The sequence below is a fragment of the Sphingobium sp. SG1 genome, from assembly GCF_057063145.1.
Map to the genome: position 1 here is coordinate 47,358 of NZ_JBVVOJ010000006.1, position 13,722 is coordinate 61,079.

The window sequence follows — 13,722 nt, forward strand, 5'->3', positions numbered from 1 at the left end:
CGTTACAACAGCGAGCCCACCATCCGCGCGACATTTTCCGCAACCTTGCGATAGAGCGGCCGCGCCCGCCATGTTTCGCGGTCCAGCGTCTCCGCCCGCGCCATGAAGCGGCGCTGCACCAGCTCCACCGCCGCCACCGTTTCCGCGTCATAGATGAGCAGGCTCGCCTCCTCGTTCAGCTCGAAACTGCGCATGTCGACATTGGAGGAGCCGACCACCGCCAGCCGACCATCGATGCTGACCGTCTTGGCGTGGACGAATTCGGGCCGGTGGGCATGGATGCCGATGCCCGCCGCCATCAGCTCGGCATAATAGGAGGCTTGCGCTGCATGGACCAGCCACTGGTCCACCGGCTTGGACACGATCAGGTCGACCTTCACCCCGCGCACTACCGCCGTGCGCATCGCATCGACCAGGTCATCGTCGGGAATGAAATAGGGCGTCACCAGCATCACATGGCTGCGCGCCTGGTGCAGCTGCCACACCAGCAGCGTCTTGAACCCTTCCAGCGGATAATTGGACCCGCTCGGCAGCAATTGCGTCACCGCGTCGCCGGCCGGCTCGGGAATGACCACCGGCCCATCGGGCAACTGGTGCGTCTCCATATACCAGTCGGCGCGCACCAGCGCCTCCAGCTCCGCCACCACCGGCCCGGTCACCCGCGCCACCAATTCCTGGTTGACGATGCCGGGCTTGAAGTCGCGCGCGACGATATTCTGCGATCCGACATGGCCGATCATCCCGTCGATCACGAACAGCTTGCGATGGTTGCGCATGTCGCGCCTTGTCCGCCCGCGGATCCAGCGGAACGGCAGGGCGGCGCACAGCTCGACGCCCGCCGTCGTCAGCATCGCCTCCATCCCCTTGCGCCAGGGCCGCGATCCGACGGGGTCATACATCACCTGCACGGTGACGCCGCGCTTGACCGCTGCGCCCAGCGCGTCAGCCACCCGCCGCCCCACCGCATCATCGGCAAAGATATAGACGAGGATGCGTACGCTTTGCCGCGCGGCGTTGATGTCCGCCACCAGCCGGTCGATCGCCACGATATAGTCGAAGATCAGATCGACCCGGTTGCCCCCGGTCGCCGGCATCTTGCCCAGCTTTGCGGCGAGGTCGACGATCGGCGCGCGATCAGGGTCGGGTGACGGCGCATGGGGCAGCAGCCGCGCGGCAATGCCGCCGAACCAGGGATCAAGCTCGCCGAACCGGGCGCGCCGCCATTCGGGGAAACGTGGGCTGCCGATGATCCAGAACAGGATCAGCCCCGGCACCGGCAGGAAGAAGATCAGCAGCAGCCAGGCCCGCGTCGCCGCCGGCGTCCGGCGAAAGGGCACGGCGATCAGCGCGCCGATGCGGATCGCCCATTCGAGGCAATAATAGAAAAGGCCGAAGTCGCTGTCGGGGAGGTTGACCATGTGACCGACCTCCCCCGTCTATCCTCAGCGTGCGCCCAGATCGCCCTGGCCGACCGTGCCGCTGGCCATTTCCAGCATCCGGTCCAGGCTCTTCTTGGCGGCGACGCGCAGCGTCTCGTCCATCTCGATGCGCGGGCTCAGGTCGCGCAGCGACAGATAGAGCTTCTCCATCGTGTTAAGCGCCATATAGGGACAGATATTGCAGTTGCAGTTGCCGTCCGCGCCCGGCGCGCCGATGAAATTCTTGTCCGGCACGCTTTTTTGCATCTGGTGGATGATATGCGGTTCGGTGGCGACGATCAGCGTGTCACCCGGCATCGTCTTGGCAAAGTCCAATATGCCGCTGGTCGAACCGACATAATCGGCATGGTCGACGATATAGGGCGGGCATTCCGGGTGCGCGGCGACCGGCGCGTCTGGATGCTGGGCCTTGAGCTTCAGCAATTCGGTCTCGCTGAACGCCTCATGCACGATGCACACGCCCGGCCACAGCAACATGTCACGTCCCAGCTTGCGCTTCAGGTAACCACCCAGATGCTTGTCGGGGCCGAAGATGATCTTCTGATCCTTGGGGATCTGCGCCAGGATCTTCTCGGCCGAAGAGCTGGTGACAATGATGTCGGACAGCGCCTTCACCTCGGCCGAACAGTTGATGTAGCTGAGCGCAATATGATCGGGATGCGCCTCACGGAACGCCTTGAACTGGGCGGGCGGGCAGCTGTCCTCCAGCGAACAGCCGGCGTCCATGTCCGGCAGCACGACGATCTTCTGCGGCGACAATATCTTCGCCGTTTCGGCCATGAAGCGCACGCCACAGAAAGCGATGACATCGGCGTCGGTCTCGGCCGCCTTGCGCGACAGTTCCAGGCTGTCACCGACGAAATCGGACAGATCCTGAATCTCGGGCGACTGATAATAATGGCCCAGGATGACGGCGTTGCGCTCCTTGCGCAGGCGGTCGATCTCCGCGCGCAGGTCCGTCCCCTGCGGAATATCGGTGAAAGCGTTCATACCCTGTGACTCCTCGGTCTTACCGGGCGCCCTAGCGGGCCTGTCTCCGGTTTGCCAGTACCTCGTTAACCGGCGTGGTCACGTCCCAGCGATCGCGATTGGGTCGTTCCGCCGGGAAAGTGACGATCACCCGCGCATCGCCCTGCCCGGCCGCCGCCAGCGGCGCGCCCATCAGCTTCACCAGCGCGGCCCGGCCATATTCGCGCGCCTGCGCCATCCGCTCGGGCGATCCGGCCGATTTGGCGGCCCGCGCCTGCGCGTAAGCAGATGTGCGCCGGCTCAGTTCCTCGCCCGCCTCGCGCGTCACGAACAGGCCGCCGGTGCGCACCAGAGTACGCTGGCTCTCGTCGACATTGGGCTTGCCGACGGTCACGTCAGGTGCGTTGACGATCAGGGTGCGGCGCTCCGCATCCCATTCCAGGTCATCCGCGCCGATCGCACCGACATTGACGAAATAATCGACCGAAAAGGGCATCTTCACCACCTGATCGGACTTCAGCCAGCCAAAGCCGCGCACATCGCGCGCGCTGCTCTGGATCGTGCCGCTCAGTTCGGAGACCTTCAGGCTGCTGGTGCCGGCGATCCTTTCGGCAATGACCTTGGTCACCGCCGTCCCGTCCTCCTCGACGCTCACCACATAGTCGCGATTATAGCGCTGCCAGCCGACCAGCATCGCCCCGCCGACGATCAGGATCAGCAGCGCGACCGCGACCGGCCCGGCATAGCGCTTCAGCGCATCTGCCATCGCCCATCCTCCAGCGGCGCGGCCATACCCCGGCCATTGAGGTCGATCAGGTGCGCCAGCACCGATCGCCCTGCCGCCCCATAAAGGCGCGGGTCCACGCCCTTGTACATCTCCGCCACCATGTCGGGGATGGCGCTGTCGCCATTGCGCTCCAGGAAGCGCATGATCTGTCCCTCGCGCTGCTTGCGATGGCCCATCATGCCGCGCACCAGCCGCTGCGGATTTTCCACCGGTTCGCCATGGGCCGGATAATAGACGATATCGTCCCGCTCCAGCAGCCGCTGCATCGATCGCATATAGGCGGTCATGTCGCCATCGGGCGGGGAAATGACGCTGGTGGACCAGCCCATCACATGGTCGCCGGTGAACAGCGCCTTGTCTTCAGCCAAGGCAAAGCAGAGATGGTTGGACGTATGGCCCGGCGTCGCCACCGCCGCCAGCGTCCAGCCGGTGCCGGCTACCAGCTCGCCATCGCCCAGCACCCGGTCAGGCCGATAGTCCGCGTCAAAGGCCGCGTCCGCGCGCGGCCCGTCGTCGCTCAGCGTCAGCGGCGCACAGCCGATGATCGGTGCGCCGGTCAGCGCGCTCAGCGGCCGCGCCGCCGGACTATGGTCGCGATGGGTATGGGTGCAGAGGATCGCCACCACGCGCCGCCCGCCGATCGCGGCGATCAGCGCGTCGAGATGCTCGGCCTCGTCCGGCCCCGGATCGATCACCGCGACATCCGCGCCACCGACCAGATAGGTCTGGGTGCCGGTATAGGTGAAGGGCGACGGATTGGGCGCCAGCACGCGCGCCACCAGCGGCGACAGCGTCATCAGGATGCCGGTCGGCAAATCGGCCGGATCAAACGGGGTAGCCATGGCTCCCATGTGCCCATTTCCCGGCGGATTTCAAGGGCCGCAGATGATCGTCACCCGGCCTTCGCCGGGGTGACGATCAGGTAGGAGAGCGCCACCTGTCCTACATCGCCCCCCTCTGCTAGGCTGCCGTCATGCGCAACGCCGCCCCTCCCCGCATCCCCCGTTCCTCGCAACAAGATTTCCAACTCTTGTTTCATCCTATCAAAATGTGCGGGAAATATGCGAAGTTAAGCGCGGTATTTCCAACATGACCCCCTCCCTCCCCGAACGCTGGCGCCAGCATCTCAGCCTCGACCGGCGGCGCTCCACCCATACGGTGCGGGCCTATGTCGCCACCGCCGAGCGGCTGGTCGCCTTCCTTGCCGAGCATCAGGGACAGGCCGTGACCGCCGCCAGCCTTGCCCGGCTGGAGCAGGCGGACCTGCGCGCCTATCTCGCCAGCCGCCGGGTCGACGGCATCGGCAATATCTCCGCCGCGCGCGAATTGTCGGCAGTGCGCGGCTTCCTGAAATTTGTCGGCGGCGCGGAGGCCCGCGTCCCCCAGCTCAAGGGGCCACGAGTCAAGCGCGGCCTGCCACGCCCGATCTCTCCTGACGAGGCGCTGGCGCTGGCCGGCGACATTGCCGAGGGCGCGCGCGAGGACTGGATCGGCGCGCGCGACTGGGCGGTGCTGCTGCTGCTCTATGGCGCGGGCCTGCGCATTGGCGAGGCGATGGGGCTGATGGGCGACATCATGCCGCTGGGCGACACGCTGCGCGTCACCGGCAAGCGCGGCAAGACCCGGCTGGTGCCGCTGCTGCCGCAGGTCCGGGCCGCGATCGAGGCCTATGCCGACCAATGCCCCTGGTCGCCGGAGCGCGACCAGTCGCTGTTCCGGGGCGCGCGCGGCGGTCCGCTCTCGGCCGCGCTCATCCGCCGGTCCGTGCAGGGCGCGCGCGGGCGGCTTGGCCTGTCCGACCGGACCACGCCCCATGCGCTGCGCCACAGTTTCGCGACCCATCTGCTCGGTCGCGGCGCGGACCTGCGCTCCCTCCAGGAACTGCTCGGCCATGCCAGCCTGACCTCGACCCAGGTCTATACGCAGGTCGATGCCGCCCATCTGCTCGACGTCTATCGCGCCGCCCATCCCCGCGCCTGAAACGGCCATGGATTCGCCGTAATCCTGCGTCAGCCTCGCTGACAGATCCCCGTTGCGACCGGAGGAACCCCAGGATGCTGCGTCTGTTGATGGCCCTGCAAAGCGTTGGCGGCACCGACATCCCGCCCGATTTCGACCTTCAGAAGGTGCAGCCCGCGCCCAATCCCAACGCCATCGTCGTCACCGGCCGCCGCCGCGACGAACGGGTCGACCGCGAGATCGTCGCCACCAGCGACGAGCCACCGCTCGGCCGCGCCGAGACCACCCTGTTCGGCAAGTTGAAAGGCAATGTCCATGTCGAGAGCCAGACCATGGCGAACGGCACCACCTCACAGCGGGTGATGGTGGGGATCAAATTGCCCTTCTGAGCCTGTTTGAAAAATCGCGAAAGGGCGATTTTTCAATACGGTACCAACCCACTCCCCCGCCCAACCACCCGACAGGATGACACTGGATCGGGCGGTTGGGCGGGGGTGCGGGCTGGTACCGGCTTTCTCAAAAAGACGCTTACCCCTTGGGCCGCCAGGTCGCCAGCCGCCAGAGATAGAGCAGCACCGCGCCGACCACGCAGGCGGTCGCCACCGGTCCCACATATTTGTCGATGTCGCGGAAATTCTGGCCGAGCAGGAAGCCGGCATAGGCCAGCACCAAATTCCACACCAAAGCGCCGCCGGCAGTCCAGATCAGGAAGCGCACATGCCCCATGCGGAACAGCCCGGCGGGCAGCGAGATCATCGTGCGGAAGGCCGGCATGAAGCGGAACACGAAGACGACGATCTGGCCATATTTGCCGAACAGCCGGTCCAGCGCCTCGACATCGCGCCATTCCAGCGTCGCCCAGCGGCCGAAGCGGTCGACCAGCGGCTTCAACCGGCCAAAGCCCAATATATGGCCGACCAGATACCAGAAATAATTGCCGATCGTGGTGCCCAGCGTGCCCGCCAGCAGCAGCCATTCCATCGCCATCCGCCCCTGGCCGACGCGGATGCCGCCAATCCCCATGATCAGTTCGGACGGGATCGGCGGAAAGACATTTTCGAGGATCATCAACAGGAAGATCCCCCAATAGCCCCCCGCATCGATCAGCCGCAGCACCCAGTCGGTCATGCCCCTATGTCCGTTCGTGCTGAGTAGAGGCTGAGCGAAGTCGAAGCCTCGTATCGAAGCATCGCGTGCAACATCCTTCGATACGCCATTTCGACATGCTCAATGGCTACTCAGGACGAACGGAGGAATGGCACACATCCGTCAGGCCGCCGCCCGTGCCGCCAGGCGCGCGTCGATCGCGTCCCAGATCATGCCGCCGGTGTCGGTGCCGTCGAACGCGTCGATCGACACGATGCCGGTCGGCGACGTCACGTTGATCTCGGTCAGCCATTCGCCGCCGATCACGTCGATGCCGACGAACAGCAGGCCGCGACGCTTCAATTCCGGACCCATCGCCTCGCAGATTTCCCGCTCGCGATCGGTCAGCACCGTCTTGGCGGCCGATCCGCCGACCGCCAGGTTGGAGCGGATTTCGCCCGCACCCGGAATGCGATTGACCGCACCCGCGACCTCGCCATCGACCAGCACGATGCGCTTGTCGCCCTGCGCGACGCCGGGGATGAAGGCCTGGACCATGAAGGGTTCGACCCACGAGGCCTTGAACAGTTCCACCAGCGACGACAGGTTCGCGCCATTGCTACCGACATGGAACACCGCGACGCCGCCATTGCCATAAAGCGGCTTCACCACGATCTCGCCATGCTCGGCCAGGAAGCACTTCACCTCGGCCAGGTCGCGGGTGATCATCGTCGGCGGCATGAAACGGGCATAGTCGAGCACGAACAGCTTTTCCGGTGCATTGCGGACGCTGGCCGGGTCGTTCACCACCAGCGTCTCTTCCTGCACCCGCTCCAGCAAATGGGTGGCGGTGATGTAGCTCAGGTCAAAGGGCGGGTCCTGCCGCATCCACACGACATCGACGTCGCGGCCCAGGTCCAGCATCTCCGGCTCGCCCAGCGCATAATGATCGCCCTCGACCTTCTGCACCTTCACCGGCCGCGCCTTGGCCAGCACCCGGCCGTCGCGATAGGTGAGGTCAGGCGCCAGATAATGATAGAGCTTATGCCCCCGCGCCTGCGCCGCCAGCATGATGTGGAAGGTCGAATCGCCAGCGATCCTGATCCCTTCCATCGGGTCCATCTGCATGGCGACGGTCAGGGGGTTGAGTTCGGTCATCTTCATTCCTTTTACCGTTCGCCCTGAGCGAAGTCGAAGGGCTCCGCCGAGCGTTAGCGAGGTGATTTGCCTTCGCTGGCGCTCAGGCGTGGGCTTCGACTTCGCTCAGCCCGAACGGAATGGAGAGCCTTCACCCCCCATGCCAGACATTGGCCAGATGGCGTGGCGGGCGGCCGGGCGCAAGGAGGATGACGTCGATTCGCATGTCGTCTCCGGGTCTTGCCAGTTGATGCCACAATATTTCGGCGCTCGCCGCCACCCGCGCCAGCCGGCGCTGGTCGATCGCGACATCCAGCTCGGCGTCGGTGGCGCGGCTCTTCACCTCGACAAAGGCCAGCATTGCGCCCTTGCGCGCAACCAGGTCGACCTCGCCCGCCGGCGTGCGCAGGCGCTGGCCGACGATCTGCCAGCCCTTGAGGCGCAGCCACCAGGCGGCGATGCGTTCGGCCTGTCGGCCGCGCTTCTCCGCCTGCTGGCGGTTCACGCCTCGCGTTCTCCCTTCAGCTCATTCGCCCGGTCATAGAGCGTCCGCCGGTCGAGCCCCAGCTTCTTGGCGACCTCACCCGCCGCCTTCGACACCGGCAGTCTGGTCAGCGCCTCCCGCAGCGCCGCGTCGGCATCCTCGGCGCTGGCCGGGGGTGCCTCGCCGGGCGGGCCGACGATGACGACGATCTCGCCCTTGGGCGGGGCATCGGCATAGCGGGCAGACAGTTCGGTCAGCGTGCCGGTCGCCGTCTCCTCGAAGGTCTTGCTGATCTCGCGGCTGACCGCCGCCTCGCGATCGCCCAGCGCCGCCGCCATCGCCGCCAGACTGTCCGACAGGCGCGGCCCGCTTTCGTAGAAGACCAGGGTCGCGCGCAGCGCCACCACTTCGGCCAGCACGTCGCCGCGCGCCTTCGCCTTGTTCGGCAGGAAGCCCATGAACAGGAACCGGTCGGTCGGCAGGCCGGACAGGGTCAGCGCCGCGATCGCCGCGCTCGGCCCCGGCAGGGTCGTGATCCTGCGCCCGGCCGCCCGCGCGTCGCGCACCAGCTTGTAGCCCGGATCGGAAATCAGCGGCGTCCCCGCGTCCGACAGCAGCGCCACCGATTCGCTCGCCATCCGCTCGATCAGCCGCTGCCGCACATTTTCGGCGCTATGGTCATGATAGGGAATCATCGGCCGATCCGATCCCGCATGCCGCAGCAGCCTTGCGCTGACCCGTGTATCTTCCACGGCGACCACGTCGGCCAACCGCAGGACTTCCGCCGCGCGCGGCGTAAGGTCTCCAAGGTTGCCGATCGGCCCCGCCACGATGTAAAGCCCGGGCTCAAGCCCGGATGCCAATATAGTTTCCATAAGGATCCCAGATGACAGAGACGGATGCCCCCCGGCAAGCGAACATGTTCGCGGCGATGAAGCGCAGCGCGCGATTGCTGTTCGTTGCCAGCACGATCATGCTTGCCGCCTGTCAGTCGATCGTGCCCAAGGGCCCCGGTCCCGCCCAGCCCACCGGTCCCGCCAAGCCGACCGGCCCGGAAGTGACCCAGGGCCTGCCGACCGACACCGCGCGCCACCGCGTCGCCCTGCTGGTGCCGACCAGCGGCCCCAATGCCGGCGTCGGCCAGTCGATCGCCAATGCCACCACCCTGGCGCTGATGGATATCAAGACCGACAAGGTCCGCATCACCACCTATGACACCGCCACGGGCGCGGCGGCCGCCGCCAACCGGGCGCTGGCCGACGGCAACCGCCTGATCCTGGGTCCGTTGCTGGCCGATGACGCCCGCATCGTCGGGCCGATCGCGGCCAAGGCCAATGTGCCGGTCATCAGCTTCTCCAACGACACCAGCGTCGCGGGCAGCAACATCTTCCTGATGGGCTATACCCCCAACCAGTCGATCGAGCGCGTGATCGGCTTCGCCCGTCAAAAGGGCCTGTCCAATTTCGGCGCGCTGGTGCCGCGCGGCACCTATGGCGAGCGCGCCGGCAATGCGCTGCTGCGCGCGGTCGAACAGGCCGGCGGCACGGTCGTGTCGATGCAGACCTTCGACCGCACCCCCGCCTCGATCACCGCTGCGGTCAAGAAGCTGCAAGCCTCGTCCAGCTATGACGCGCTGCTGATCGCGGACAGCGGCCGGGTCGCGCTGCAGGTCGCACCGATCGTGCGCAAGAATGGCGGCGCCAATGCCCGCCTGCTCGGCACCGAAATCTGGAATACCGAAGAATCGCTGGCCACCAGCCCCGTGCTGCGCGGCGCCTGGTATGCCAGCGTGTCGGATGGCCTCTATCGCCAGCTCGCGACCAAATATCGCACCCGTTACGGCAGCGCGCCCTTCCGCCTGTCGTCGATGGGCTATGACGCGGTGTTGCTGACGGTGCGGATCGCCCAGGACTGGAAGCCGGGCGCGCCCTTCCCCACCGCGCGCCTGCGCGATCCGGGCGGCTTTGCCGGCATCGACGGCGCCTTCCGCTTCAACCGCAACGGCATCGCCGAACGCGCACTGGAAGTGAGCGAGGTCGGCGCCGGCACGATCAGCGTGGTCGATCCCGCCCCGCGCGGCTTCGGCAACTAAGCAAAGGGGGCCGGAAGGCCCCCTTTTTCGTTACCGATCAGACCCGTGCCGTCGGCACGATCAGCGGCAGGCCGTCGCTGACGTCGATCCGCGCTGCGACGCCATAGACGGATGCCAGCCGCTGCGACGTCAGCACGTCCATCGGCGCCCCGTCCGCGACCAGCGCGCCGCCATCCATCAGCAGCAGCCGATCGCAATAGCGCGCCGCCATGGCGAGATCATGCAGCACGGTGACGACCAGCGCCCCGCCCTGTGCTTGCGCTCGCAACAATGCCATCACATCGATCTGGTGGCCGGGGTCGAGCGCAGCGAGCGGCTCGTCGGCGATCAGTGCCGGCGCGCCCACGGCTAGCGCCCGCGCCAGCAGCACCCGCGCCCGCTCGCCACCCGACAATTCGGTCGCGATCCGGCCCTTGAAGCCGGTGACGTCGGCGCGGACCATCGCATCCTCGATCGCCGCCTCATCGTCGGCGGTCAGGCGCGACAGCGGCCCCAGATGCGGCAAGCGCCCCAGCGCCACCAGCCGCTCTACCGCCAGGGGCCAGTGCAAGGTCTGGCCCTGCGGCAGATAGGCGATGGACCGCGCGACCGCCTGGCGCGACAGCCGCTCGACCGGCGTGCCGTCCAGCAGCGCGCGTCCGGCGGCCGGCTTCACCAGCCCCAGCAGCGCCCGCACCAGGGTCGACTTGCCCGCGCCATTGGGGCCGATCACGCCGATCAACTGGCCCGGCGCCATGGTCAGGTCGACGCCGCGCACTGCCAGATGGCGGCCCAGCCGGACGTCCAGTTGCTCGGTCGACAGGGTCACCATAGCCGCCGCTCCCGCATCAGGTGAATGAGGAAGACGGGCACACCCAGCATCGCGGTCAGCACGCCCAGCTTCAATTCGCTGCTGGTCGGGATGACGCGCACGCCGATATCGGCCAGGGTCAGCAGCACCGCGCCGCCCAGCATCGAGGGCAGCAGCAGCGCGGAGGGCGAGCGATCGGTCAGCGGCCGCACCAGATGCGGCACGATCAGGCCGACGAAGCCGATCGATCCCGTCACCGCCACCGCGCCGCCGACGCCGATCGCGACGCCCGCCATCAGCCGCAGCCGCGCCCGCGACAGGTCGACGCCCAGCGCCCGCGCGCCATCCTCACCCAGGGTCAGCGCATCGAGCGCGCGCCCGTCATAGAGCAGCAGGGCCGCGCCGACCGCGATACAGGGCAGCGCCAGCAGCAGATGGTCGATGCTGCGATTTTCCAGGCTCCCCATCAGCCAGCTCATGATCTCCATCGCGGCAAAGGGATTGGGCGACAGGTTGAGCGCCAGGCTGATCCCCGCCCCCGCCAGCGTCGCGACCGCGATCCCGGCCAGGATCAGCGTCAGCGGACTTTCCGACGGCCCGGCAAGCAGGAACAGCGCGCCGATCGCCGCCAGCGCAGTGACGATCGCCAGCAGCGGCAACGCCATCGGATGCAGTTCGGACAGGCCGAAATAGAGTGCGATCACCGCCCCCAGCGCCGCCGCATTGGACACGCCCAGCACGGCGGGTTCGGCCAGCGGATTGCGCAGATAGCCCTGCAATGCCGCGCCCGACAGACCCAGCATGCCGCCGACCAGCAGGCCGATCGCCATGCGCGGCAGGCGCAGGTCGATGATGATCGCCCGCGCCACCATGTCGCCGCCGCCCGCCAGCACCGCCAGGATGCGGGCCGGCGCCATCGTCACCGATCCCAGCGCGACCGACGCGATCGCCGCGACCAGCAGCAGGGCGATCAGCCCCGGCAGCAACAGAGGATGCCGCCGCCCCTTAGAAGCGGACACGCACGCCGCCATAGGCCGACCGGCCATAGGTGCCATAGCCATAGGCGGTGGCGTAATCCGCATCGAACAGATTGTCGATCCGGCCATAGACTTCCAGATGATCGCCCACGGGGAAGGACGCGCGCAGCCCGGCCAGCGCATAGCCGTCGAGCCGGCGCGCGTTGGCCGTGTCGTCATAGCTGTCGCCGACCATGGTCAGTGCCGCGCCGGTCGACAGGCCGAAGGACCAGAGATAGTCGGCCGACACACTGACCGCATTGGCGGCGCGGCGCGGCAGGCGATTGCCGTCGGTGGCCCCGCCCGATCGATCGCGCGCATCGACATAGCTGTAGGATGCCGCCACCGTCACCGCCTCGACCGGCTTCAGCGTCAGCGTCGCTTCCACGCCCTTGGCGCGGGTCCGGTCCAGATTGCCATAGATGTAGGTCGCATAATCATAGTTGATCTGGTTGCGGGTATCGCGCCGGAAGGCGGTCAGCGACAGCACCGCCTTGTCCCCGTCCAGGCTCTGGTCGAAGCCGATATCATAGCTTTTCGACCGTTCCGGCCGCAGCGCGCTGTTGCCGCTATAGGTGTCGTAGAGCTGATAGAGCGACGGCGCCTTGAACCCCTCGCCATAGGAGAGGCGGATATTGGTGGCGCCGGCGTTGGGCGTGTAATTGGCGTTGGCGCCAAAGGTGGTCGCGCCGCCGAACTGGCTATGATCGTCATGGCGCAGGCCCCCGGTGACGGCGAGGCCGGCAAGCGGCTTCACCACCGCCAGCGCATAGACGCTGTCGATGTTCGCCTTCGCGCTCGCTATGTCACCAAAGCCGAAATACTCATAGTCCGGCCGCTCATGCTCATAGCCGAAGATCAGCCTGGCCTGATCCACCGGGGCATAGACGCCCTCATATTCGAAGCGCAGATTGGTACCCGAATAGCCATAATCCGGGTCGGTGCCGCGCACGAAATAATAGTCGCGGTCGTTGCGCATCCAGGTCACGGCGGCACGATTGGTCAGCTTGCCGTCCAGAAGCGCCAGGTTGATCCCGGCATAGCCGACATATTGGTCCAGCTTGCTGACATCGCTGCTGTCGGCCGGCGCGCCGAAGAAGCTGTCATAGTCGAGATCGGCATGGATATAATAGCCGCGCAGGTCGAGGCTGAGCGTGTCGGAAAAGGCGATCTTCAGCTTGGCGTTGGTGGCGATATTCTCATAGCCATCCTTCTCCACGCCGCCGAACGACCGGCCGACCGAGGAAATTCCATCGGTGTTGAAATAGGCGACGCCGACGCCGCCCGACACCGCGCCGCGCGTGCCGGACACATCGGCCTTGGCATTCAGCGTGTCGCTATAGCCATAATCGGCCGAGGCATTGACCTCGAAACCCTCGCTCGGCGCGCCGGTCATCACATTGACCACGCCGCCGATCGCCTGGCTGCCATAGACGACCGAGTTGGAGCCGCGCAGCACTTCGATCCGGCGGATGTTGCCGGTCAGCAAATGGCCGAAATCATAGCCGTCGCCGATGCCGCTCGGGTCGTTGACCTTGACCCCGTCGATCAGCACCAGCGTCTGGGTCGTCTCCGCCCCGCGCAGCGACACGCCGGTCACGCCGCCGGTGGAGCCGTTGCGGCTGAAACGGACGCCCGGCGTGGTGGCGAGCAGGTCGACGACATCGACCGCCTGGCGCGTTCTGATCGTGTCGGCATCGATCACCGTGATCGCCTGGCCAACCTCGTCGCGCGGCTGCGCAATGCCCGAAGCGGTGACGACGATATCGTCATCCTGTGCCAGATCCTGGGCCAGTGCCGGCGTAGCGGCCAGCAGCGCGATCAGCGAAATCCCCAACATCTTCATTTTATCGTCCCCCGGCGTCCGTCGATTTGGAACCGGGGCGTCCGCGCGAACGGTCGCTGCGTGAGGATCGGGAAGACGCCAGCGCCCCGCCCCACGCACCGATGCGGCCCCGGCCGC

At 66.8% G+C, this 13,722-nt stretch carries 14 protein-coding genes; 3 read left to right on the forward strand and 11 right to left on the reverse strand.

What is annotated here, in order from left to right:
* Positions 1-2 precede the first annotated feature (2 nt).
* Genes cls through AC0KVN_RS14625 form a run of 4 tightly spaced genes read right to left on the reverse strand, consistent with a single transcriptional unit; the run spans position 3 to position 4,037 of the window.
* Positions 3-1,418: a cardiolipin synthase gene (gene cls, locus AC0KVN_RS14610; RefSeq protein WP_435567129.1), complete on the reverse strand. Its 1,416-nt coding sequence runs from the start codon at positions 1,416-1,418 to the stop codon at positions 3-5.
* 24 nt (positions 1,419-1,442) lie between these two features.
* Positions 1,443-2,429, reverse strand: a complete 987-nt coding sequence (nadA, locus tag AC0KVN_RS14615) for a quinolinate synthase NadA (RefSeq protein WP_037506126.1) — start codon at positions 2,427-2,429, stop codon at positions 1,443-1,445.
* 31 nt (positions 2,430-2,460) lie between these two features.
* Positions 2,461-3,174: a DUF4230 domain-containing protein gene (locus AC0KVN_RS14620; protein ID WP_125997159.1), complete on the reverse strand. Its 714-nt coding sequence runs from the start codon at positions 3,172-3,174 to the stop codon at positions 2,461-2,463.
* The gene (locus tag AC0KVN_RS14625; RefSeq protein WP_435567131.1) at positions 3,159-4,037 is read right to left on the reverse strand and encodes an MBL fold metallo-hydrolase; all 879 of its coding nucleotides are present in this window, start codon (positions 4,035-4,037) and stop codon (positions 3,159-3,161) included. The genes AC0KVN_RS14620 and AC0KVN_RS14625 overlap by 16 nt, the downstream gene beginning before the upstream one ends.
* Positions 4,038-4,284: 247 nt before the next feature.
* On the opposite strand from AC0KVN_RS14625, the gene AC0KVN_RS14630 reads away from it, so the two are divergent.
* Together AC0KVN_RS14630 and AC0KVN_RS14635 are read left to right on the forward strand one after the other, a co-directional pair.
* Positions 4,285-5,175 carry a tyrosine recombinase XerC gene (locus tag AC0KVN_RS14630; RefSeq protein ID WP_214863218.1) on the forward strand — a complete coding sequence of 297 codons (891 nt, stop codon included), beginning with the start codon at positions 4,285-4,287 and terminating at the stop codon, positions 5,173-5,175.
* A 74-nt stretch (positions 5,176-5,249) separates the two neighbouring features.
* Positions 5,250-5,543, forward strand: a complete 294-nt coding sequence (locus tag AC0KVN_RS14635) for a hypothetical protein (RefSeq protein ID WP_435567132.1) — start codon at positions 5,250-5,252, stop codon at positions 5,541-5,543.
* Between the two features lie 139 nt (positions 5,544-5,682).
* Here the strand turns inward: AC0KVN_RS14635 and AC0KVN_RS14640 are convergent, their stop codons facing one another.
* The 4 genes from AC0KVN_RS14640 to rsmI all read right to left on the reverse strand — a co-directional run bounded on the left by AC0KVN_RS14640 (position 5,683) and on the right by rsmI (position 8,736).
* Positions 5,683-6,282 (reverse strand): DedA family protein, encoded by a 600-nt coding sequence (locus AC0KVN_RS14640; RefSeq protein WP_004210450.1) that lies wholly within the window; start codon positions 6,280-6,282, stop codon positions 5,683-5,685.
* Between the two features lie 141 nt (positions 6,283-6,423).
* Entirely contained in the window at positions 6,424-7,398 is a 975-nt protein-coding gene (gene gshB, locus AC0KVN_RS14645) for a glutathione synthase (RefSeq protein WP_435567133.1), read from the reverse strand.
* A gap of 130 nt (positions 7,399-7,528) precedes the next feature.
* Positions 7,529-7,882 carry a YraN family protein gene (locus AC0KVN_RS14650; RefSeq protein WP_004210447.1) on the reverse strand — a complete coding sequence of 118 codons (354 nt, stop codon included), beginning with the start codon at positions 7,880-7,882 and terminating at the stop codon, positions 7,529-7,531.
* Positions 7,879-8,736 carry a 16S rRNA (cytidine(1402)-2'-O)-methyltransferase gene (rsmI, locus tag AC0KVN_RS14655; RefSeq protein WP_159365322.1) on the reverse strand — a complete coding sequence of 286 codons (858 nt, stop codon included), beginning with the start codon at positions 8,734-8,736 and terminating at the stop codon, positions 7,879-7,881. Before rsmI ends, AC0KVN_RS14650 begins: the two co-directional genes overlap by 4 nt.
* Positions 8,737-8,747: 11 nt before the next feature.
* Between rsmI and AC0KVN_RS14660 the strand changes: the two genes are divergently transcribed.
* Positions 8,748-9,953, forward strand: coding sequence for a penicillin-binding protein activator (locus AC0KVN_RS14660; protein ID WP_483656189.1), 1,206 nt, complete (start codon positions 8,748-8,750; stop codon positions 9,951-9,953).
* 37 nt (positions 9,954-9,990) lie between these two features.
* On the opposite strand, the gene AC0KVN_RS14665 is transcribed toward AC0KVN_RS14660, so the two are convergent.
* Genes AC0KVN_RS14665 through AC0KVN_RS14675 form a run of 3 tightly spaced genes read right to left on the reverse strand, consistent with a single transcriptional unit; the run spans position 9,991 to position 13,605 of the window.
* Positions 9,991-10,764 (reverse strand): ABC transporter ATP-binding protein, encoded by a 774-nt coding sequence (locus tag AC0KVN_RS14665; RefSeq protein WP_435567135.1) that lies wholly within the window; start codon positions 10,762-10,764, stop codon positions 9,991-9,993.
* Positions 10,758-11,762: a FecCD family ABC transporter permease gene (locus AC0KVN_RS14670; RefSeq protein WP_435567136.1), complete on the reverse strand. Its 1,005-nt coding sequence runs from the start codon at positions 11,760-11,762 to the stop codon at positions 10,758-10,760. The genes AC0KVN_RS14665 and AC0KVN_RS14670 overlap by 7 nt, the downstream gene beginning before the upstream one ends.
* Positions 11,749-13,605 carry a TonB-dependent receptor plug domain-containing protein gene (locus tag AC0KVN_RS14675; protein WP_435567137.1) on the reverse strand — a complete coding sequence of 619 codons (1,857 nt, stop codon included), beginning with the start codon at positions 13,603-13,605 and terminating at the stop codon, positions 11,749-11,751. The genes AC0KVN_RS14670 and AC0KVN_RS14675 overlap by 14 nt, the downstream gene beginning before the upstream one ends.
* Positions 13,606-13,722: the final 117 nt, after the last annotated feature.

Bases quoted from the DNA above. Each gene is read 5' to 3' on its own strand.
- cls (WP_435567129.1), bottom strand. From the start codon at position 1,418: ATGGTCAACCTCCCCGACAGCGACTTCGGCCTTTTCTATTATTGCCTC.
- nadA (WP_037506126.1), bottom strand. From the start codon at position 2,429: ATGAACGCTTTCACCGATATTCCGCAGGGGACGGACCTGCGCGCGGAG.
- AC0KVN_RS14620 (WP_125997159.1), bottom strand. From the start codon at position 3,174: ATGGCAGATGCGCTGAAGCGCTATGCCGGGCCGGTCGCGGTCGCGCTG.
- AC0KVN_RS14625 (WP_435567131.1), bottom strand. From the start codon at position 4,037: ATGGCTACCCCGTTTGATCCGGCCGATTTGCCGACCGGCATCCTGATG.
- AC0KVN_RS14630 (WP_214863218.1), top strand. From the start codon at position 4,285: ATGACCCCCTCCCTCCCCGAACGCTGGCGCCAGCATCTCAGCCTCGAC.
- AC0KVN_RS14635 (WP_435567132.1), top strand. From the start codon at position 5,250: ATGCTGCGTCTGTTGATGGCCCTGCAAAGCGTTGGCGGCACCGACATC.
- AC0KVN_RS14640 (WP_004210450.1), bottom strand. From the start codon at position 6,282: ATGACCGACTGGGTGCTGCGGCTGATCGATGCGGGGGGCTATTGGGGG.
- gshB (WP_435567133.1), bottom strand. From the start codon at position 7,398: ATGACCGAACTCAACCCCCTGACCGTCGCCATGCAGATGGACCCGATG.
- rsmI (WP_159365322.1), bottom strand. From the start codon at position 8,736: ATGGAAACTATATTGGCATCCGGGCTTGAGCCCGGGCTTTACATCGTG.
- AC0KVN_RS14660 (WP_483656189.1), top strand. From the start codon at position 8,748: ATGACAGAGACGGATGCCCCCCGGCAAGCGAACATGTTCGCGGCGATG.
- AC0KVN_RS14665 (WP_435567135.1), bottom strand. From the start codon at position 10,764: ATGGTGACCCTGTCGACCGAGCAACTGGACGTCCGGCTGGGCCGCCAT.
- AC0KVN_RS14675 (WP_435567137.1), bottom strand. From the start codon at position 13,605: ATGAAGATGTTGGGGATTTCGCTGATCGCGCTGCTGGCCGCTACGCCG.